General features: G+C 63.7%; 16 protein-coding genes. 11 read left to right on the forward strand and 5 right to left on the reverse strand.

Going from position 1 to position 21,981, the window contains the following annotated elements; all coding sequences use genetic code 11:
- Positions 1-22: 22 nt before the first annotated feature.
- Positions 23-742 carry a ThuA domain-containing protein gene (locus KK488_RS14860; RefSeq protein ID WP_214624478.1) on the forward strand — a complete coding sequence of 240 codons (720 nt, stop codon included), beginning with the start codon at positions 23-25 and terminating at the stop codon, positions 740-742.
- A 137-nt stretch (positions 743-879) separates the two neighbouring features.
- Here the strand turns inward: KK488_RS14860 and KK488_RS14865 are convergent, their stop codons facing one another.
- The 3 genes from KK488_RS14865 to KK488_RS14875 form a co-directional block, all read right to left on the reverse strand.
- Positions 880-1,275 carry a DoxX family membrane protein gene (locus KK488_RS14865; RefSeq protein ID WP_214624479.1) on the reverse strand — a complete coding sequence of 132 codons (396 nt, stop codon included), beginning with the start codon at positions 1,273-1,275 and terminating at the stop codon, positions 880-882.
- A gap of 107 nt (positions 1,276-1,382) precedes the next feature.
- The gene (locus tag KK488_RS14870) at positions 1,383-2,039 is read right to left on the reverse strand and encodes a GNAT family N-acetyltransferase (RefSeq protein ID WP_214624480.1); all 657 of its coding nucleotides are present in this window, start codon (positions 2,037-2,039) and stop codon (positions 1,383-1,385) included.
- 239 nt (positions 2,040-2,278) lie between these two features.
- Positions 2,279-3,334: a mandelate racemase/muconate lactonizing enzyme family protein gene (locus tag KK488_RS14875; protein ID WP_214624481.1), complete on the reverse strand. Its 1,056-nt coding sequence runs from the start codon at positions 3,332-3,334 to the stop codon at positions 2,279-2,281.
- Positions 3,335-3,634: 300 nt separating this feature from the next.
- Here KK488_RS14875 and KK488_RS14880 point away from each other — a divergent pair, with 300 nt between their 5' ends.
- The 4 genes from KK488_RS14880 to KK488_RS14895 all read left to right on the forward strand — a co-directional run bounded on the left by KK488_RS14880 (position 3,635) and on the right by KK488_RS14895 (position 9,772).
- Positions 3,635-4,849: a cobalamin-independent methionine synthase II family protein gene (locus KK488_RS14880; protein ID WP_214624482.1), complete on the forward strand. Its 1,215-nt coding sequence runs from the start codon at positions 3,635-3,637 to the stop codon at positions 4,847-4,849.
- 200 nt (positions 4,850-5,049) lie between these two features.
- Positions 5,050-6,885, forward strand: a complete 1,836-nt coding sequence (locus KK488_RS14885) for an ABC transporter ATP-binding protein (RefSeq protein ID WP_214624483.1) — start codon at positions 5,050-5,052, stop codon at positions 6,883-6,885.
- Positions 6,882-8,771 carry an ABC transporter ATP-binding protein gene (locus tag KK488_RS14890; protein ID WP_214624484.1) on the forward strand — a complete coding sequence of 630 codons (1,890 nt, stop codon included), beginning with the start codon at positions 6,882-6,884 and terminating at the stop codon, positions 8,769-8,771. Before KK488_RS14885 ends, KK488_RS14890 begins: the two co-directional genes overlap by 4 nt.
- 104 nt (positions 8,772-8,875) lie before the next feature.
- Entirely contained in the window at positions 8,876-9,772 is an 897-nt protein-coding gene (locus KK488_RS14895) for a LysR family transcriptional regulator (RefSeq protein ID WP_214624485.1), read from the forward strand.
- 121 nt (positions 9,773-9,893) lie between these two features.
- On the opposite strand, the gene KK488_RS14900 is transcribed toward KK488_RS14895, so the two are convergent.
- Both KK488_RS14900 and KK488_RS14905 read right to left on the reverse strand, forming a co-directional pair.
- On the reverse strand, positions 9,894-11,135 hold the full coding sequence (locus KK488_RS14900) for an acyl-CoA dehydrogenase family protein (RefSeq protein WP_214624486.1): 1,242 nt from the start codon (positions 11,133-11,135) through the stop codon (positions 9,894-9,896).
- Between the two features lie 12 nt (positions 11,136-11,147).
- Positions 11,148-11,756 (reverse strand): FMN-dependent NADH-azoreductase, encoded by a 609-nt coding sequence (locus KK488_RS14905; protein WP_214624487.1) that lies wholly within the window; start codon positions 11,754-11,756, stop codon positions 11,148-11,150.
- Positions 11,757-12,270: 514 nt separating this feature from the next.
- On the opposite strand from KK488_RS14905, the gene KK488_RS14910 reads away from it, so the two are divergent.
- From KK488_RS14910 to KK488_RS14935, 6 genes are all read left to right on the forward strand, one after another.
- Entirely contained in the window at positions 12,271-14,160 is a 1,890-nt protein-coding gene (locus KK488_RS14910) for an extracellular solute-binding protein (protein ID WP_214624488.1), read from the forward strand.
- Complete coding sequence (locus KK488_RS14915; protein ID WP_214624489.1) at positions 14,157-15,239, forward strand: microcin C ABC transporter permease YejB; 1,083 nt, start codon at positions 14,157-14,159, stop codon at positions 15,237-15,239. The genes KK488_RS14910 and KK488_RS14915 overlap by 4 nt, the downstream gene beginning before the upstream one ends.
- Complete coding sequence (locus KK488_RS14920) at positions 15,239-16,315, forward strand: ABC transporter permease (protein WP_214624490.1); 1,077 nt, start codon at positions 15,239-15,241, stop codon at positions 16,313-16,315. Before KK488_RS14915 ends, KK488_RS14920 begins: the two co-directional genes overlap by 1 nt.
- Positions 16,312-17,949, forward strand: coding sequence for an ABC transporter ATP-binding protein (locus KK488_RS14925; protein ID WP_214624491.1), 1,638 nt, complete (start codon positions 16,312-16,314; stop codon positions 17,947-17,949). The genes KK488_RS14920 and KK488_RS14925 overlap by 4 nt, the downstream gene beginning before the upstream one ends.
- A 139-nt stretch (positions 17,950-18,088) precedes the next feature.
- Positions 18,089-19,039, forward strand: a complete 951-nt coding sequence (locus KK488_RS14930; RefSeq protein WP_214624492.1) for a helix-turn-helix domain-containing protein — start codon at positions 18,089-18,091, stop codon at positions 19,037-19,039.
- Between the two features lie 377 nt (positions 19,040-19,416).
- Complete coding sequence (locus KK488_RS14935) at positions 19,417-21,975, forward strand: TonB-dependent receptor (RefSeq protein WP_214624493.1); 2,559 nt, start codon at positions 19,417-19,419, stop codon at positions 21,973-21,975.
- Positions 21,976-21,981 lie beyond the last annotated feature (6 nt).

The raw sequence follows: 21,981 nt of genomic DNA on the forward strand, positions 1-21,981 counted from the left end.
GAGATAGCGAAGGATAAGCATCATGCCTGCACCACTTGTCGCCAATCTCGTCTGCGGAAGCCCGTGGCGGAACCACGACTTCGATTTCGCGCGGCTGCGGCTGGCTCAGGCCATCTATGACCTCGATGGCATCCGCGTCGATTGCCATCAGGATTATGAGGATGATGGCGGCATCGCCAATGGCGACCTGCTGGTGAGCTATACCTCGCAGCTGCCGGTGACGGACAAGGCGAGCATGGTGTTGCGGCGTTGGCTGGAGAAAGGCGGACGCTGGTTCGCGCTGCATGCCTCCAACTCGGTCGCGGGCAACCAGGCGATGGCGCGCATCCTGGGATCGCGCTTCATCACGCATCCCAAGTACGACACGTTTCGCGTGCAAGTGACCAAGGCCGATGATCCGCTGCTGGAGGGCATCTCCGACTTTGATGTCCCGGACGAACTCTACTGCATCGAGAATGTCACCAACGACTATGAGGTGCTGCTGCACACGCGCTGGGGCGGCGAGGGTTTCGGCGGCATCAAGTTCGAGGAGCAGGATCATCCGATGCTCTACAAGCGCCGGATCGGCGATGCCGGCGGCGGCATCCTCTATCTGGCGCTCGGCCATGCCAACCGGCCGTTCGACAAGCCTTTCCCGCATCTGCCCGATCAGCCCGATTATCGGGGACCGTGGGACATGCCGGTGTTCAAGACGCTGGTGAATCGCGGCCTCGAATGGGCGGCGCATCGACGAGGGTTTTGACTCTCTTTCTAAGCCCCTCCTCTTCAGAGGAGGGGTAGGGGGTGGTGGCGATGCGCAGCATCGCTCGCCAAGCGATCACCCGGTACGTCGTAAGCACCACCCCAACCCCTCCTCTGAAGAGGAGGGGCTATGTCATACTAGGCCTGTGCGGGTTTCCAGACCAGCAGTGTCCCGAGCCTCTCCCGATAGGGCCATAGCAGGATCAGGTTGAACAACGGCGTGACCACGCCGAAGGCGTAGCCGACCGGTGGAGCCGGATCGAGGACGATGTTCCAGAAAGCGATCACCACCGAGATCGGCAGGATCGCCAGCGCCGCCGGCAGCACGGCGCGGTTGGCGAGGATCAGGACGCCCGCGGCCAGTTCCATCAGCTTGACGATCAGCATGAGACCGCTGTCGACGAGGGCATGGGTAAATTGCTGCGCGATCGCCGTGGTGCCGAACGGCTGGAGATTGGGCAGGAAATATTCGATGCCCGCATAAGTGAACCAGGCGCCGAAAATCAGGCGCACGATGGTGTAGGCCAGTTTCATTTCCCCCTCCGATCAGCCTTCTTTGTCGCAACCCTATCAGAGCCTATGTCGGTTGTTGAGTGCCTGATGGATGCGACGACCCTCCCGTTGCGAGGATGATCGATGGTTCAGCCGATCGCCGGCGCCGGCCAGGTCGCGCGATCGGCGGTGAAGACCACGTGCCGGCGCAGGCGATGGCCCTGCGGCAAGGCGGGCGTGTCGAAATCGCGATCGGCCCGCCGGGTCATGCCGATGCGCTGCATGACGCCTTGCGAGCGCAGATTGCCCTCCGGTGCCCAGCTGGTGATCGTGGCGATGGCGCAGCGGTTGAAACCGTCGAGAAACGCGGCGCGAGCGGCCTCGGTTGCGTAGCCCTTGCCCCACGCCTCGCGCGCGAAACGCCACGCGGCCTCAATGCAGGAGCCGAGCGGATGGTGCGGCCGCTCGAACCGGCGCAGGCCGGAAAAGCCGATCATGGCATGATCCTCCTTGCGCTCGACCGCCCAGATGCCGAACCCGTGCGTGTCGAATCCGGCGTCGTTGCGCGTGAGATATTCGCCGGAATCGCGCACAGACATTGGCCCCGCGCCGATCCAGGACATGACCTCCGGATCGGCGTTGATGGCGGCAGCCGGTGCCAGATCCTCGTTGCGCCAGCGGCGCAGGATCAGGCGCTCGGTCTCGAGGGTCAGCAGCGCGACCTCCTTCCTCGACTTATGCGGGATTGCGACAAGTGTCGGGGTAGATGGCTCTCTCGTCAAGTCGCCGGGGAACATATTGGACATGACCGCTCTCCTCGGTGACACCAAATATCGGAAAAACGGGATCTTCACGAAATATTCTGTCGAAGATGCTGAAAAACCTCGGCTTCCACCCAGATTTCCCTCGATCCGTTCCGGCGTCGGGACGCGGACTCGCTCACGAGCCGCAGTGAACGATCATGCCAAAGAAAGAGACCGGCGGGATAGCGCAATCTGACGGTCCGGACGGCGCGTCAGCCGGATTGAGAATGGCTGTCCCTGCCTCAACTTACCGCGCACTTTTTAAGCACGTCCTCATCCAGCGTCAGGCCCAAGCCAGGCGTGGCCGGCATGACGAGATTGCCGTCGTCCACTTTCATCGGCTCGGTGAAGAGCGGCTGGCCCCAGGGAACGAGGCCGACGATCAGGCCGTTGGGCACCGCCGCGATCGGGTGGGCGAGGGCTTCCGGCGCGAGGTGGTTGACCACCGGGCAGCCATAGGCCTGCGCCATGTGCGCGATCTTGAGGAAGCCGGTGAGGCCGAGATCCTGGTCGATCATCACATTGTCCGAGCCGCGGCGCTCCAGCAGCCATTTAAACTCGTGCGGGTGCTGATAGACTTCGCCGGCGGTGATGTTCTGCTTCGCGTTCGCGCGCACCTGCGCCATGCCGTCGTAATCGTGGAAGGCGACCGGGTCCTCGATCCAGTAGAGGTCGACCTCCTCTGTCTCGCGGGCGAAGCGCAGCGCGCTCTTGACCGTATGGGCGAAGTTCAGGTCGACGATGATCCTGACGTCCGGGCCGACGACGGCGCGGATGAACTTCACATGGTCGACCGCGTCCGGAATGGTGGCGAAGCCGCAGGGCGCCTTCACGGCGCGGAAGCCGCGCGCGAGCAGGTTTTCGAGATGCGCCTGCAGCTTGTCCTTCGGGCCGCCGGGCATCAGGGCCCAGTTGGCGGAGATGGGGAGGCGATCGCGAAAGCCGCCCATCAGCCTGAAGACGGGCTGCCCGACCGCCTTGCCCTTCAAGTCCCAGCAGGCGACGTCGATCGCGCTGGCGGCACGCAGTTCCAGGCCGGAGACGGGCGCGCCGAGCGCGGCGCCGAACAGCTTGCGGTAGATCTCCTCGGCGTTGGACGGATCGAGGCCGTGGATGCTCTCGACCATCGCTTCCATCACCAGCGCCATGGCGCGGATATTGCGCGGACCGACGCGGCTCACATAGGCGATGCCCTCGATGCCCTGATCGGTCCTGAGGCGCAGCACGACATGGGTGCCGGACATCATGCCCTCGAAATTGACGGTGACCGCATGCGTCTCGCAGCCGGTGATCTTCATGCCTCTCCTGCCTTTCTGTCCGGGGCGGGCGTTTACCATGGCCTATGCCCCGTTCGTGAAAAGGCAAGGCAGGGGAACACACGGGCAACGGGTTCTTCCGATGCGGACAATATTTCGAACAGCTGTTTCAATAGACCAAGCGGTGCGAACAATGTTGCCAGCCGGGGCTGCGATCCGAACTCTCTCTCCTCGGGCCGCAGCCCCAATTGCCTCTGCGAGGCCGGCAATCACGCAGCAATTCCGGGGCTAGCGGCACATCGTCCGACGGGCCCTGCCGACGACATAATGAGGATGGCATCGATGAAGCGTTCGACCGACTATTTCCTGAGCAGCCACGGCGGCAACCTGCCGCGCCCCGCGGACTTCGATGCGAAGCTGGCGAAATATGACGATCACAAGACCGAAATCGCGGCGGAGTTGCCCGGTGCCGTGCAGTGGGTCGTCGACAAGCAGATCGAATGCGGCGTCGATATCGTCAATGACGGCGAATATGTGAAGGCGGCCAATGGTGGCGCCTACACGAGCTATATCGCCGCGCGCACAACCGGTTTCGACCGCCGCGAGCGCCCGGCAGGCTCGACTCCCAAGCGCGCCTTCGTCGCGGAGCGCGACAAGCGCGATTTCCCGGGCTTCTACGAGTCCGGCCTGTGGTTCGCCGGCTCGGGTGGTCCGATCCGCCCCGGCTTCGCCCAGCCCGGTGGCGCCATGCCGGACTTCGGCCGCTACGAGGCGGTCTGTACCGGCCCGGTGACCTATGTCGGCCAGGCCGATGCCGCCAAGGACATCGCTGCGCTCAAGAAGGCGCTCACGCACGCCGGGAAGACGGACGCGGACGGCTTCATCGCGGCACTCGGCCCGCTCAGCACCGGCGCCGGCACGACCAATCTCCATTACAAGGACGAGCGGGACTATATGTTCGCTGTCGCCGACGCGATGCGCGAGGAATATAAGGCGATCACCGACGCCGGCCTCAACGTCCAGATCGACGAGCCCGAGTTCGCGACCAGCTGGATGTTCTATCCGGACTGGTCGGTCGAGCAATATCGTACTTATCTCGATTTCTGCGTGGAGATCATCAATCACGCGCTGCGCGGGCTGCCCGAGGAGCAGATCCGCTTCCATATGTGCTGGGGCTCGGGCCACCGTCCGCACACCAACGACATCGAGTTCGGGCACATTGCCGACAAGCTCGTGCAGATCAACGCGCAGGCTTACTCCTTCGAGGCGTCGAACCCGCGTCACGCCCATGAATATCATGTGTTTGAGGATGTGAAGCTGCCCGACGGCAAGATCATCGTGCCGGGCGTCGTTGGCCATTATACCGATCTGGTCGAGCATCCCGAGCTGGTCGCCGAGCGTCTGGTGAACTTCGCCAAGCTGGTCGGCATGGAGAATGTCCACGCGGGCACCGATTGTGGCATCGGCTCGCGCGTCGGCCACGAAGAGATCGTCTGGGCGAAGCTCAAGGCGATGTCCGAAGGCTGCCGCATCGCGGGCAAGCGTATGAAAGGATAAGGGAGCGCCGTTCCCCGGCTCTCCCCGGGGAGCGGCTGCGACGGTTTCGGTTCGGACAAAACATTCTTCCGATCGTGACGCGATCTCGCAGTTGACTATAGCAACTATAATCATGTTAAATGTCTGGGCGTGGACGGAGTTGCTCAGAGTGTCGCCGAGAGTCGCGGCAGGAGAGTCGTCTCAGAGGAGAGGGGACATCGATGAGCCAGACCGATCTGACCGATCCTCTGACCGTCAAGATTGCCCCGCACATCCTGCGCCGGCTGGCGAAGCTCGGCTTCGAGCATCCATGGCGCATGGGGCTGGCGGCGGTCTCGATCCTGGCTGCCTCCTTCTTCGGCCTGATGATCCCCAAGCTGCTCGGTGCGGGTGTCGATCAGGCGAGCGAACTGCTCAAGGCCGGCGCGAGCCATGCCGGCGAGGCGCGCATGGCGCTGCTCAGAACCGGTGCACTGATCCTCGGCGCGGGGCTGATGCGCGGGCTGCTGACGGCGTCGTTCGGCTATAACAGCGAGACGGTGAGCCAGCAGGTCGGTGCCAAGCTGCGCCGCGCTTATTTCGCCAAGCTGCAGGAGCTGTCCTTCGAGTTTCACGACCGCATCCACTCGGGCGACCTGATAACGCGCGGCATGCTCGATCTGGAAGGCGCGCGGCAGTTCATCGACCAGGGCATGCTGCGCGTCCTGATGTTGACCCTGATGATTACGGCCTCGATCGTCATGCTGCTGACGACCGATTTCTACATGGGCCTGCTGGCGCTGAGCTTCGTGCCCTATGCCGCATGGCGCGCGACCACCATGGGCGCGAATTTCCGGCGCGTCTGGCTCGTGCTGCAGCAGCGGATGAGCAACCTCACCCGCACCATGGAGGAAAATCTCCAGGGCATCCGCGTGGTGCGGGCCTTCGCCTCGCATGATTATGAACTCCAAAAGTTCGATGAGATGGCGACCGAGACGCTGCGCGCGCAGCGGATGCGGATCAAGACCTTCGTCACCGCGATGACGATGATCACGCTGGCTTACTACACCTCGCTCGGCCTCGTACTGCTGATCGGCAGCCGGCATGTGCAGGCGGGCACGATGACGGTCGGGCGGCTGACCGAGTTCCTCGCATACATGACCGTGCTGGTCGGGCCGCTGCGGATGACCGGCATGGTGATGAACAGCTGGGCGCGGGCGTCGTCCTGCGGGGCGCGGCTGTTCGAGATTCTGGACCTGGAGCCGCGCATCAAGGACAAGGCGGGCGCGCATCCGCTGGTGATCAGCGGGGGCGCGAGCCTCAAATTCGATCATGTCACTTTCGGCTATGTGCCGGGCAAGCCGGTGCTCCACGACATCAGCTTCGAGGTGAAGCCGGGGCAGACGCTCGGTGTCGTCGGGCCGCCGGGATCGGGCAAGACCACGATCGCGAACCTCATCCCGCGCTTCTACGATGTCGATCGCGGCGCCGTTTCCATCGCCGGGCAGGACGTGCGCGACGTGACGCTGGAATCGCTGCGCCGCATCGTGGGCGTGGTGCAGCAGGAAGCCTTCCTGTTCGATGCTTCAGTCACCAGCAATGTCTCCTATTCCGATCCGCTGGCGGAAGAGGAGCGGGTGATCGAGGCGGCGACCACAGCGCACATCCACGATTATGTGACGGGCCTCCCGATGGGCTATGACTCCAAGCTGGGCGAGCGAGGCGTCAGCCTCTCGGGCGGACAGCGCCAGCGCATGTCGATCGCGCGCGGCGTGGTGCCCGGGCCGGGCGTCATGGTGTTCGACGACAGCACGGCCGCGATCGATGCGGCGACCGAGCAGCGCCTGCGCCGGGCACTGCAGGCAGCAACGCGCGACAAGGCGACGGTGATCATCGCCCAGCGGCTCGGCTCGCTGATGCATGCCGACGAGATCATCGTGCTGGACAAAGGCTGCATCGTCGAGCGCGGGACGCACCCGCAGCTCGTCAAAACCGGCGGGATGTATGCCCGCCTGTTCGAGCTGCAGTCACGATCCGGCGCGGAGACAGACGAGAACGCCCGGGGAGACGTGGCATGATGGGCGGTGGCGGCGGCTTCGGCGGCGGCCGAGGCGGTGGTCCGGGTGGCGCGTTCGGTGGCGCGGACGATGCCGATGCGGTATTCGGCACGGGCGAAAAATCCGGGCTGGTGCGCCGGTTCGCGGCCTTCGTCGCGCCATACAAGACGCGCTTCCTCTGGGTGATCGTCTCGGTCGTGGTCGCGACGCTGACCGCCATCTCGATCCCGATCACGATCCGCGATGCCGTCAACAGCGCGGTCAATGCACCGGGCAGCCGGCCGCTGGAGCTCGTGCTGATGATGTTCGCGGGGATCGTGCTGGCCAATGCGGCGGGCAGCTTCCTCCAGCAATCGCTCTCCGCGCGGCTGGCGCAGCAGGTGATCTTCGACCTGCGCCGCGCGATGTTCGCGCATCTGCAGGACGTCTCGCTTTCCTTCATGGACAAGACCCATGTCGGGCGCGTGATGTCGCGGCTGCAGGGCGACGTGAATGCGCTGCAGGAGTTCATGGAGAATGCTGTTCAAGCCGTGGGCGACCTGATCCTGCTGATCGGCATCGTTGTGGTGCTGATCGCCATGAACTGGCAGCTCGGGCTGCTCACCATCACCGTAATCCCGCTGCTGGCGACGGTCCAGGCGATCTGGGTGAGGCATGCGCGGGTCATCTTCCTGAAGGCGCGCGATGCCTCCTCGGCGACCAATGCCGCGCTGGCCGAGAATATCAATGGCATCCGCACCGTGCAGGAAAGCCGGCGTGAGGATGTCAATTTCGATCATTACGCTGCGCGCGTGCAGCATAATTTCGACGCGCAGGTTGCAGCCGTGCGCATCTCGCAGGTGATGATCCCGACCGTCGAGCTGCTGACCGGCTTTGCCATGGCGATCGTCATCGTGGTGGGCGGCGAGAAGGTGCTGGGCCGCAGCATCGATATCGGCGTCATGGTCGCCTACATCTTCTACGTGCAGCGCTTCTTCGACCCGATCCGCACGCTCGCCATGCAATATACGATGGCGCAGCGCGCGATGACGGCGGGCGCGCGCATCTTCGAGGTGCTGGACGCGCCGGTGCAGCTCAAGGACAAGCCGGGCGCGATCCCGCTCGGCGACGATGTGGCGCCATCGATCGTCTTCGATCATGTGACCTTCGGCTACAAGGAAGGCCAGCCGGTCCTTAAGGACATCAATATCGACGTGAAGCCAGGCCAGACCGTCGCGCTCGTCGGGCCGACCGGATCGGGCAAGACCAGCATCGCCTCGCTCACCAAGCGCTTCTACGACGTGTGGCAGGGCTCGGTGAAGATCGGCGGGCGGGATGTGCGCGACGTGACGCTCGACAGCCTCGGCAAGACCATCGCGATGGTGCTGCAGGAGCCGTTCCTGTTCACCGGCACCGTCATGGAGAATATCCGCTATGCGAGCGGGGCTTCGGACGCGGACGTGATCGCGGCGGCCAAGGCGGTGCGCGCACACGAGTTCATCGAGACGCTGCCGCAGGGCTATGGCACGATGATGGGCCAGCGCGGCAACAATCTCTCGCTCGGCCAGCGGCAGCTGGTGAGCTTCGCGCGCGCCCTGGTCGCCGATCCCAAGATCCTCATTCTGGACGAGGCGACGGCGAGCATCGACAGCTTCACCGAGCAGGACATCCAGCGCGCGCTCAAGGTGCTGTTCAGGGACCGCACCAGCCTTGTCATCGCCCATCGCCTCGCGACGGTTCGCGACGCCGACAAGATCGTCGTGCTGCAGCAGGGCCGGATCATCGAGCAGGGTGCTCATGACGAGCTGATCGCGCTCGGCGGGCTCTATGCGCATCTCTATACGAGCAATTACAGCTCGTTCGACGATGTTCAGCCGCAGGACGAGGCGGGGGCCACGCCGCCGCAATTTGCCTCCACGCAGACCTGACATCGCTCTCGACCGGAGTAAAAGGGGAGAGGGTCGGGCCTTGAAGTGACTCATGGGGCTGTGACATGGGAGTCATACCGAATCCGTCCAGCCGGAGGACTCCCATGCTTCTCGACGATCGCGAGCGAAGCGCCTTTCTCAGCGTTGCCAGCCATGGCAGCATCGGCCGCGCCTCGACCGCGCTGGGCATGAGCCAGCCGACTTTGAGCCGCATCATCAAGCGGATGGAGCAGAATCTTGGCGTCCCCTTGTTCGATCGGTTTGCGAGCGGCGTGGCGCTGACGGTCTATGGGGAATCGCTGCTGCCCTTCGCCAGCCGGATCGACCTGGAGGAGAAGCACGCGCGGGACGAGATCGGCCGCCTCAGGAGCGGCACGGCCGGCGTACTGCGCATCGGATCGCAGCCGAGCCTCGGCATTGCGTTCCTACCGCCGATATTCGGCCGGATGATCCAGGAAGCGCCGGACCTGCGCATCGAGATGATGGAGGGGACGGCTGATCTGTTGACGCCTGCGCTCACGGGCCGAAAGATCGACGTGGTCGTCGGCGATATTCCCGAGGAAGAGGATGTCCAGAAGCTCGATGTCTTCATCGAGGACACCGGCTCGGTGATTGCGGCTGTCGATCACCCGATCCGGGCGAAGGGCGAACTCACAATGGCTGATCTGACCGGGCTTCCCTGGGTTTTGCCACCGAGAGGCAGCGATCCGCGCATCGCTTTCGAGCGTTATCTTGTGGGACTGGGCATCGCGCCGCCGCATATCGCGGTGGAGACCTGGTCGGTGTCGATGATGAAGGCCCTGATCACGGACTCCGGCTTCGTCAGCTGGTTACCACGCACGATTTATGCGGCGGAGGATCGGGCGGGCCTCATCGCGCCGCTCAACGTGCCGGGCATGGATGTGGTGCGGCGCAGTTTCATCTACCGGCGGCGCATAGGGCTGGTGCCGCCCGCCGTTGTTCGGTTCCTGGAAATCGCGCGGGCGGTGCTGAAGCGGTGAGGCGCATGTAAATCCGCTCTATCGCAGATGGGCGCCGAAGACGATCGAGGCCGTGACAGGGGAGCGAGTGCCGTCTTCCCCTCCACTAGCTTCCCCTCCACCAGCTTCGCCGCCCCCTCGCTCAGCCGCCCCAGCGGCCCATTGGCGCGAGGCCGAGCAGATGGCGGCCGAACGCCATGGCGGACGGATCATATTCGTTGGCGATGTGGGAGCGGCCGGTATGGGCGTCGCGCCACATGCGCTGGATCGGGCTGTCCAGACGGACCGAGGAGCCGCCGGCCACAGCAAAGAGACGATCGATCGTGCGGGTGCACAGCTCCTGCACATAGATGCCGGTCGCGCCGGCATTGGCGGTGAAGTCCTCGTCCGGCTCGATACCGGCGGTCGCGCGATCGTCGATGCTCTTGATATAGTCCTCCCACAGCAAGGTACAGGCGCGCATCTCCAGCGTGGATTCCGCCAGGCGCATCGAGTTGGGCACCGAATTGGTCGGGATGCGGGTACCGGGGACCGTGCGGCCCTGCACTTTCTTGGTGATCATCTCCAGCATGGCGTCGGCAATGCCCAGGAACACCGGCGTGAGCGCGGTTCCGATCGTGGCGCCATAGCCGGCGGTCCAGAGCGGGCCTTTGTGCAGTCCCTCGCCCTTGGTGTAGCGGTTGACCATCGCACCGCTCATTTCCATCCGATAGGCGGGAATGAACACGTCGTTGAGGACGAGGGTGCGGCTGGCGGTGCCGGCAAGGCCCATGACGTGCCAGTCGTCGTCAATCTCATAGTCCGAGCGCGGCACCAGGCAGAAATAAGGCGTGCGGAACCGCTCGCGATTGCCGGGAGTGGATTGCGACAGGTCCGGTGCGCTGACGCCGATCATTGCCCATGTGGCGTTGACCGAACCGGACGAGAAGGGGAAGCGACCGGTGACGCGCAGGCCGCCATCGACGATCCTCGCGCGCGTGATGGGAAGACCGGAGGTGGAGGCGAGCGTGTCCGGTCCATCCGCCCAGAACTCGTCCTGCAGCTGGCGCGAGTAGAGGCTGGTGATGAACGGATGCGCGCACAGCACGCCGATCACCCAGGCGGTCGAGGGACAGACGCGCGCGACCATGCGGATCGCGCGCACCACCTCCAGGATGCTCTCCTCGGTGCCGCCATATTCCCTGGGCACATAGACGCGCCACATGCCAGCCTGGCGCAGCGCCTCGATGATCTCGTCGGATACGCGGCGGTCGCGGTCGGTTTCCGCCGCCAACTCAGCGATGCGGGGCAGCAGCGCGCCGACCCGGCTGGTCAAGGTGGAGCCGGGAGCCCAGTTCGCCGCGACATCGTCGAGCGGCAGGGCGGCTTTGGCAACGGTACTCATCGCTCGTCCCCCTCAGCCAGCGATCCAGGCGATCGTTTCACGCGCCTTCTCGATATAGGTCGGCGCTTCCTGCAGGCGCTGGCCTTCGGCGCGAATGAAGGTCACGTCGGTGATGCCGATGAGGCCCAGATTGGCGCGGAGCAGCGGTTCCTGGAAATCCGCCGCGCTGGCCGGCGGCGCGCTATAGTCGCCGCCGCGCGAGAGAATGACGAACGCCTTCTTGTTCCAGATCAGGCCCTTGTACTGGCCCTGCCCCGTGAACTTGAAGGTGCGGCCCGCCCGTGTCAGATGATCGATCCAGCTCTTGAGCTGGGTGGGCATCGACATGTTGTACATCGGGCAGCCGATGACGAGGATCTTGGCCGCCTCGACCTGCTGGATCAGCTTCTCCGACAGATCGACCGCCGCCTGGCCCGCGGGCGTCCGCTGCCCCTCCACCGTCATGAACCCCCGGATCGCGTCCGGCCCCCAATGCGGCACCGGATCACGCGCAAGGTCCAGTGTCTCAACCTCCGTCTCCGGATGGCTCGCCGCCCACGTCGCCACAAATTCATCGCTCAGCGTTCGCGTGATCGACCCATCCAAGTTCGGGCTCGACTGAATATGCAACAGCTTGGACATCTTCCCTCCTGATCGGTCCGGCCGACCGGCCCCATGGCTGATCGGGCACGGCGGCAGGGCACTTCGCGAAACCGATCGCGCTTCCCGAATGCCTATTGGCGATCAAGCAGAGCCTTTCGGAGCGATCCTTGTCTATTACAGAATCGAACCACGACCATACCAGGCGAGTATCCCTTCGCGTGGGGGGGCGGAGCGGGCGTCGTGCCGCGCCGAGATAAATTGACCTCGTCAACCAACTGTGCGACCTCTTCAGGGCAGAGCAGGCGGAAATCGAAAATTTTAGTATTTTAATTCAGAATGATGGGTTGATATTTCGGAGTTGAGACTCGCTGCTCTGCCTCAATGCAATTTTCCGGAGCAGGCAATTTTTTCCCGGCAGGGGCGATTAGGATGCAGCCAGGCTCGAAACGGGCCGGATAAAGAAAGAGACCGGGGTGGAGGGAAGAGCGTCGGCCATGCTGACACCATATCGAGCCTGTTGCCGCGTGCCTGCCGGCGACCGCGAGGCGCATCCATGATATGGCGCTCGGCCGTCGGACGCTTTCGGGGCCTCATCGCGCTCGGCGTGCTCGTTTCGCTGACCACATCGGTCCCCGCCGCAGACACAGGGGTCACCACCAGCTACGGTTTCGCGGCCTTCGGCTCACTCAAATATCCGGCGGGCTTCAAGAATTTCGACTATGTGAATCCGGACGCGCCCAAGGGGGGCGTGTTCCGCTCCGGTACGCCCGGTTACTATGACAGCTTCAACATCGTGTCGGTCATGGGCTTTCCGCCACTGGGGCTGGAGCAGCTGGTCTTCGACAAGCTGATGGTGCGCAGCCTGGACGAGCCGGCCTCGCAATATGGCCTGCTCGCCGAGACGATCAGCTATCCCAAGGATCTCAGTTGGGTCGAATATAGGCTGCGCGCCGATGCGAAGTTCAGTGACGGCAAGCCGGTGACGCCGGAGGATGTGATCTTCTCGGTCCATGTCGCGCAGACATCCGGCCGGCCGCTGATGCGTCGCACCGGAACGCCGGTGAAGGCGGTGTTCAAGACCGGGCCGCGCAGCGTGCGCATGGTCCTGATCCGCAAGAACAGCCCGACGACGCTCGCCGCGGTGGGGGAGCTCACCGTCCTGCCCGAGCATTTCTACCGCCACACCGATTTCACCAAGGCGACGATGCAAATTCCGGTCGGCAGCGGACCCTATCGCATCAAGAGCTTCGTGCCCGGCCGCTCGGTCTATTTCGAGCGGCGCGCCGATTACTGGGGGAAGGACCGGCCGACGGCGCGCGGGCGCTACAATATGGACATACGCTACGACTGGTATCGCGATACCTCGGTCTATACCGAAGCGTTCCTGGCCGGGGACTACGACTTCCGCTCCGACATGTCGGCGCTGCGCTGGGACCGCGAGGCGACCTTGCCGGCCTTCAAGCGCGGCGACCTCATCCGCGCCTATATCCGCTACAAGACGCCGATCTCCTATCAGGGGATCGTGCTCAACACGCGCAACCCCTTCTTCCAGGATCGGCGTGTGCGTCAGGCGATGCTGCACGCCTTCGATTATGAGTGGTTCCAGCGGAACATTCTTCACGGCTATCATGGCCGGGTCTCGAATTATTTCGAGAATAGCGATTTCGACATCAAGGGGCCGCCGACGCCCGGCGAGCGCAAGCTGCTCGATCCCTGGCGCGACAAGCTGCCGGCGGACGTCTTCGCCGCACCCCGGCCGCTGCCGGTGCTCGGCGATCGGACGCGGCAGCGCGCGAACCTCCTGGAGGCCGCGCGGCTGATCAAGGCGGCGGGCTATCCGATCGAGAATATGCGGCTGGTCGACACGAAGACCCGCAAGCCGATCCAGCTCGACCTGATGCTCGGCTATGGCGTGGCGCAGGAGAAATATATCACCCAGTTTTTGCGGAATCTCGATCGGCTGGGGATTAAGGTCGACATCAAACTCTACGATAATTCGACCGTTCGCCAGTTCACTGCGCGCTATGACTATGACCTGCGCATTTCGGTGCCGAACATTCCGGCGCTGATCTCGCCGGGGAGCGAGATGCGCAACGAATGGGCCTCGGACGGGCGGACGCGGATCGACTCCCGCAACCTCGCCGGCGTGGCCGATCCGGTGGTGGACGACATGCTCGACAAGCTGATCGCCGCGCAGGACCGCGAGAGCGTGGTCAATGCGATGCGGGCGCTCAACCGGGTGCTGGTGGCGGGCACTTACACGATCCCGATGCAGCATGTGTATCCGGCACCGACCGGCGTGCAGCCCTTCACCTACTGGAACAAGTTCGGCCGGCCCAGGATCGATCCCACCAACAATTTCCCGCTCTTCACGCTCGATACCTGGTGGATCGACAAGGACAAGCAGGCGGCGCTGCGCAAACGGCTGGGGAAGGACATATGAGCGGAATCTGGGGCTACACCCTGCGCCGACTGCTGTTCATGATCCCGACCCTGATCGGCATCGTGACCATCGCCTTCGTCATCATCCAGTTCGTGCCAGGTGGGCCGATCGACCAGATCGCGGCGCGCATGTCCGGCGAGGGGACCTCGGCGACGGCGAATTTCGATGGCTCCAATCCCTCCGGACCGACGGACGGAAGCGGCGCGACGACCAGCGGCCTGCCGCCCGAAGTCGCCAAGCAGCTGGAGAAGCTCTACGGCTTCGACCGGCCGGTGCATGAGCGCTACTTCAAGATGCTGAAGGATTTCGCGACCTTCGACCTCGGCACCAGCTACTACAAGGATGAGAAGGTCATCGACCTCATCAAATCGAAGATGCCGGTGTCGATCTCGCTGGGCTTCTGGACGATCCTGCTCACCTACCTGATCTCGATCCCGCTCGGCATCCGCAAGGCGGTGCGCGTGGGGACGGCGTTCGACAACTGGACGAGCTTCCTGATCATCGTGGGCTATGCGATTCCGGCCTTCCTGTTCGCGATCCTGCTGGTCGTATTCTTCGCCGGCGGCAATTACTGGAACATCTTCCCGGCGCGCGGGCTGACGTCTGATAATTGGGACGATCTCTCGATGATGGGGAAGATCGGCGACTATTTCTGGCACATCACCCTGCCGATCCTCGCCATCTCGATCGGCTCGTTCGCCAATCTCACGATGCTCTGCAAGAACTCGGTGCTCGACGAGATCAACAAGCAATATGTGACGACGGCGCGCGCCAAGGGGCTGGGCGAGACGCAGGTGCTCTATGGGCATGTGTTCCGCAATGCGATGATGATCGTGGTGGCGGGCTTTCCCCATGCCTTCATCACCGTGCTGTTCGCCTCCTCGCTGCTGATCGAGGTGATCTTCTCGCTCGACGGCATCGGCCTGCTGAGCTTCGAGGCGGCGATGAACCGCGACTATCCGGTGATGCTCGGCTCGCTGTTCGTCTTCTCGCTGCTGGGGCTCGTCGCCAACCTGATCGGTGACATCTGCTATGTGCTCGTCGATCCGCGCATCGACTTCGAAAGGCGGGACGTCTGATGAACGCCGAAGCCCCCGCCATCGCGCCGGCCGACGAGCCGGCCGTCCGCTTCTTCCGCGTGACGCCGCTCACCCGGCGGCGCTGGGCGAATTTCAGGGCGCACAAGCGCGGTTACTGGAGCTTGTGGATCTTCATCACGCTCTATCTCGTCTCGCTCTGCGCCGAGCTGGTGGCGAACGACCGGCCTTTGCTCGTCTGGCATGACGGGGCCGTCTATGCGCCGGCCTTCAAGGCCTATCCCGAGACGGCGTTCGGCGGCCAGTTCGAGACGGAAGCGGACTATAGCGACCCGGTCGTCCAGCAGCTCATCGCCAGGGACGGCTGGGCGATCTGGCCGATCATTCCGTTCGGCTATCGCACGATCGATTATGACACGGACCAGCCGCTGCCGGTCGGTCCGTCGAGCCGGCACTGGCTGGGCACGGACGATCAGGGGCGCGACGTGCTGGCGCGGCTGATCTACGGCTTTCGCCTGTCGGTGACGTTCGGGCTGCTGTTGACGGTCTTCAGCTCGGTGATCGGCATCACGGCCGGCGCGATCCAGGGCTTTTTCGGCGGCTGGACCGATCTGCTGCTGCAGCGCGCGATCGAGATCTTCCAGAGCCTGCCTCTGCTCTATTTGCTGATCATCGTCAGCACGATGGTGCAGCCCGGCTTCTTCACGCTGATGGGCGTGCTGTTGCTGTTCAGCTGGATGGCGCTGGTGCGCGTGGTGCGCGCCGAGTTCCTGCGTGCGCGCAACCTCGAATATGTCCGCGCGGCGCGGGCGCTGGGGCTGAAGAACAGCAAGATCATGTTCAAGCATATCCTGCCCAACGCGATGGTCGCGACGATCACCTTCCTGCCGTTCGTGCTCAACGCCTCGATCACGACACTGACCTCGCTCGATTTTCTGGGCTTCGGTCTGCCGCGCGGATCGCCGTCGCTGGGCGAGTTGCTCAGCCAGGCGCGCAACAATCTCAATGCGCCCTGGCTCGGCATTGCCGGCTTCTCGGTGATGGCGATCATGCTCTCTTTGCTCATCTTCATCGGGGAGGCGGTGCGCGACGCCTTCGATCCCCGGAGGTCGGCATGAGCGATCTGCCGCTGCTGGAGGTCGAGGATCTCGGCGTCAATTTCCGCTCGGAAGGGCGGATCGTCGAGGCGGTCAAGGGCGCATCCTTCACCCTGCGGCGTGGCGAGACGCTGTCGCTGGTCGGCGAGAGCGGATCGGGCAAGTCGACGGCGGCCATGTCGATCATGCAATTGTTGCCCTATCCGATCGCCTCGCATCCCACCGGGTCGATCCGGCTCGACGGGCTGGAACTGGTCGGCGCGGACGACCGGACGATGCGCCGGGTGCGCGGCCACCGCATCGCGCTGGTGCCGCAGGAGCCGCTGACTTCGCTCAATCCGCTGCACACGATCGACCGGCAGATCGTGGAGTCGATCCGGCTCCACCAGCCCGGCATCGCCAGGGAGGCGGCGCTCGCCCGCACGCTCGAGCTGCTCAAGCTGGTCGGCCTGCGTGACGCCGAGAACCGGATCAAGTCCTATCCCCATGAGCTCTCCGGCGGGCAGCGTCAGCGCGTGATGATCGCCATGGCGCTCGCCAACGAGCCGGACCTGTTGATCGCGGATGAGCCGACCACGGCGCTTGATGTCACCGTGCAGGCGCAGGTACTCGACCTGCTGCAGAGCCTGCAGAAGAAGCTCGGCATGGCGATGTTGCTGATCACGCATGATCTGGGGATCGTCCGCAAGATGGCCGAGCGGGTCTGTGTGATGACCGACGGCGTGATCGTCGAGGCGGGGAGGACTGCGGAGGTGTTCGACAATCCGCAGCATGCCTATACCAAGAAGCTGCTCGATGCCGAGCCGCGCGGGCGGCCGCTGCCGGTCGCCGAGGACGTGCCGGTCGTGGTCGGCGCCGACGATCTCAAGGTGCATTTCCCGATCAAGGGCTGGTTCGGCAAGCCGCGCGCCTTCGTGAAGGCGGTCGACGGCGTCTCGCTCAGGATAAGGCGCGGCAAGACGCTGGGCGTGGTCGGCGAATCCGGCTCTGGCAAGAGCACGATGGGACTGGCCCTGCTGCGCCTGATCCGCAGCCAGGGCGGGATCAGCTTCGGCGACGAGCGCATCGACGGACGCAACACCAGGGATATGCGCTCGCTGCGCAGCCGCATGCAGATCGTGTTCCAGGATCCGTTCGCATCCTTGAGCCCGCGCCTCACCATCGCGCAGATCATCGAGGAAGGGCTGATCAGCTACCGGCCCGATCTCGACCGGACGGCGCGGCGGCAGGCGGTGCGGCAGATGCTCGACGAGGTCGGCCTGCGCGGCAACATCCTCGACCGCTATCCGCACGAATTCTCCGGCGGCCAGCGCCAGCGCATCGCGATTGCCCGCGCGATCATCCTCAAGCCCGAGTTCGTCGTGCTCGACGAGCCGACCTCGGCGCTCGACATGTCCGTGCAGGGCCAGATCGTCGACCTGCTGCGCGACCTGCAGGAGAAGCATGGCCTCACCTACCTGTTCATCAGCCACGATCTCAAGGTCGTGCGCGCCCTCGCGCATGACGTCGTGGTGATGAAGGACGGCCAGATCGTCGAGCATGGTCCGGCCCACCAGATCTTCGAATCTGCCTCAAGCACATACACCAAGGACCTGATCAGCGCGGCCTTTCATCTCCGCGCGCGAGACGCGGTTGCGGTAGCCGTAACAACATGACCCAAAGCGACACTTGAATGTCATTTTTCCGAACTCCATCCGGTATGGCGCGATTGACGGGCCGTCTGGTTCGCATATCATGACCAGCAGGAGAGGTGCCGGGAGCCTGGACACAGGTCCCTGACCGAGGACAAGACCAATGAGTCACAGCGCAGAAGCGTATGAGAGCCGGCGCAATGCGGCTCCGGCTTTCTACACGTCCAATATTCACGGCGAAACGACGCATATAGAAGTCTACACGCGTATCCCCGATGCGGTCATCCGATCGCTCCACATGGGGCAGATGGAGATGATCCGGATGCGCTCCGGATCGGTCGCGATCCGGCGCAACGCCAGCGAAATTCGCGGACGCGGACTGCGCATGTCGACCTTCATCCTGCAGGTCGAGGGCCGCACCGCCTTCAAGCATTACGGCAACCAGATCACGCTGGAGGAAGGCGACTTCACGCTCTGCGACAACAACACCGAATATGAGTTCCGCTGCGACGGCCCCAACGAAGTGCTGATGTTTCGTGTGCCCACCTCGCTGGTCAAGGAAAGCATCCCGACGCCCGATTTCCTGTGCGGGCAACGCCTGGCCAAGGGAGAGAGCCTGGCCTCCACCGCCGCCGCCATGGCGCGCGATCTGGCCGCGAAGGACGATCTCAAGCTACCGAGCGAGACGCGCGAGCGGGCGGGCCGGCACCTGCTGGACGTGCTCGCGAGCTCCTATGCGGCGATGCTCGACGATCGCATGTCGACCTCGGCGATCATGTCCGGTCGCTTCTGGAAGGTGAAGCTGTTCATCGAGGAGCATCTGCGCGATCCCGATCTCAGCCCGTCGCTGATCGCCCGCAAGCTGCAATTGTCCGACCGCTATCTGCGCATGATCTTCGCGGTCAGCGACGAGAGCCCGTCCGCCTATATCCTGCGGAGGCGGCTGGAGGAATGCGCGCGGCAACTGCGCGATCCGCGATGGCGCAGCCATTCGATCACGGACATCGCGTTCAGCTGGGGCTTCAACAGCGCTCCGCATTTCGCGCGGAGCTTCCGCACCCGGTTCGAGAGCTCGCCGCGCGACTATCGCCAGCAGCAGGTCGAACTGGCCTGAACATGAGTCGGCGCGGCGCGCCGGCCCGGATCTTCCAACACTGCTTTTCGGCGCGTCATTTCGCGTCGCTCATGTGGCGTCCCGCACGCGCCAAGAGCCTTGCCCAGACCGGAATGGGGATGGCGCGGCAACGGATATGATTTTCGCGTGTCTCTATTATAGCTCAGTTTAAGTGAATGAGATAAGAGGATAATTCCGATGAAGTGCCGGAATACCACACGAGTAGTTGTGCAATAAATAGAAATTGAAGTATTTCAAGCCAATGTTCCGCGGCGGGCAAGCGCGCGAATTTCCTCCTCCATAATTTGAAATCGCTCCGGCGCAGATCGGACGAACTGGCTCGAGAAAAGGGCCTCACAAAATTGGGAGGGGAGTGGATGAACAAGTTCATTCTGGTCTCGGCGTCAGCCCTGACCCTCGCGATCGCGCAGGGCGCGGTGGCGCAAAGCACAGCTGCAGCCAATGCGGGCGGGGACGAAGCATCGGGCGCGCTGCAGGACATCATCGTCACCGCGACCCGCCAGTCGACCAATCTGCAGGACACGCCGATCGCGATCACCGCCGTGACCTCGGAGGGACTGAAGGAGCGCGGCCTGGTCGCGGTGCAGGACCTGTCCTTCGTCACGCCGAACGCGACCTTCTACAAGGCGCAGAGCGCTTTCGGGCCGGGCGTCACGACCAATATCCGCGGCATCGCCTCGGCCGACACCAGCCTGGCGGGCGAGGCGACCGTCGCTTATTATATCGACGACGTCTATTATCCGATCCTGCTCGGCTCCAACTTCGACCTGCTCGATCTCGACCATGTCGAGGTGCTGCGCGGGCCGCAGGGCACCTTGTTCGGTCGCAACGCGCTGGCGGGCGCGGTCAATATCGTGTCGAAGCAGCCGAACCTGTCCGAGACCTCCGGCTATGGCGAGGTCACGGTCGGTGCCTATAACCGTCTCGACCTGCGCGCAGGCTTCAATCTGCCGCTGAACGACCAGCTTGCGCTGATGGTCTCGGGTGTTTCGAAGGAGCGCACCGGCTATATGGACCAGCTCGATTTCCGTTGCGAGATGATCCGGCGCGGCACGCCGGCGCTGGCCGGCAAGTTCCCCTTCTCGGACGGCCTCAAGGCGCAGTTCACGGCCAATCCCAACTTCACGCCGGACAATTGCGTCGTCGGCCATCTCGGCGGCGAGCAGAGCCGGGCCGTGCGCGGCTCGCTGCTCTGGCAGCCGGTCTCCAATGTCCGGCTGACCATCACCGGCGACTACACGCACGACACCTCGGAAAATCCGGCCGACAGAGTGGTCGATATCGACGCGACCAAGGTCAGCGCGACGGCGCTCACGAACGTCAAGGCGCAGGCGGATTATTTCGGTATTGCCGTCGACAGCCGGTTCGTCACGGGCGATCCCTACTCGACCTACACCACCTATCTGAACCCGATCGCGGCCGGGCAGGTGCTGCCCGTTCCAGCCGGCGCGCCGGCGACCTTCGCGCCATATTATAATGGCATGGTGACGCGCGGCGGCGACAATTATCCCTCGCGCATCAACCTCAAGAATTGGGGCGTGTCGGGCAAGCTGCTCGTCAACCTCAACGACAAGATGGATCTCACCGCGGTGGTCGGTCATCGGGTGATGGACGATACGCATGCGTTCGACACCGACGGCACGCCGCTGATCGTCGAGCATACCTATGCCAATATCCGGGAGGAATATACCAGCGCGGAAGTGCGGCTGTCGGGCAAATATGACTGGGCCGACTGGGTGGTCGGTGCCTTCTACTTCGATGCGAAGGGCAGCAATCACGCCATCGATCCCAATCCGGCGCTGGGCACCTACAAGATCCAGAACACGACCTACGAGCCGACCAGCAAGGCGGCATTTGCCAATGCGACCATTCGCCCCTTCGGCGAGAAGCTCGGCATCATTCTGGGCGGCCGCTATTCGGACGACAAGAAGGTGGTGCACTACAGCAACCTCGTCGACCTCACACCGAGCTCGCTGGACATCGCGTTCAATGTCACGCCGGCCAAGAAGCTGTTCAGCTGGAAGGCGGGGCTGACCTACCAGCCGACCCAGGATATCCTGCTCTATGCCTCGGTCGCGACCGGCTTCCAGCTCCCGGGCTTCAACGGGCGGCCGCTGCAGGCAACGCAGATCTTCCAGATCGATGGCTATCAGGACAAGGCCTACGAACTTGGCGCCAAGCTCGACCTGTTTGACCGAAAGCTGCGGTTCAATATCGCTGGCTTCTACACCGATTTCGGCACCCGCCCGGTCGCCGTTGCCGGTGGCCAGGAAATCCTCCTCGGTCCCAACGGCCAGGTTGCCGGCAATCTGGTGCTCGATCCCCTGCCGGGCGGCCCTCCCGGATCGACGCGCTGCATCGCCCGGACCGCCGCGCAGATTGCGGCGGGCGTGCCAGGATATTCCTGTGTCGGCCGAACCTATTATATCAATACGCCGGCCAAGATCAGAGGCTTCGAAATCGAAACGTCGGCCAATCCGGTCGAAGGGCTCAATATCAGCGCCAATCTCGGCTATACCAGTTTCACCTCGGGCGACCTTTCCGCGCGGGCGGTCAATGCCCGGCAGAATGATCCGTACTGGAGCGCTGGTGCCGGCATCCAGTATCGGATCGAGGCCCCGATGCTGGGCGGTTCATTCACGCCGCGTCTCGACTGGTCCTATCGCAGCAGCCGCATCAGCAGCGGCACCTCGACCAAATATAATTACCTCACGCCGCCTTATTCGGTCGTCAACGGCCGGATCAGCTACGTGAACGACGATCTCAACCTGACGATCGCGCTGGGCGCCACGAACCTCTTCAACAAATTCTACTACCGAAACGTCTTCGACTACCAGACGCTCGGCTATCCGCAGACCGATGCCCAGCCGGCGCCGCCGCGCGAATGGTATCTGAGCATCGGCAAGAAGTTCTGATCACGG

It is taken from the genome of Sphingobium nicotianae (assembly GCF_018603885.1).
Lineage (GTDB): Bacteria > Pseudomonadota > Alphaproteobacteria > Sphingomonadales > Sphingomonadaceae > Sphingobium > Sphingobium nicotianae.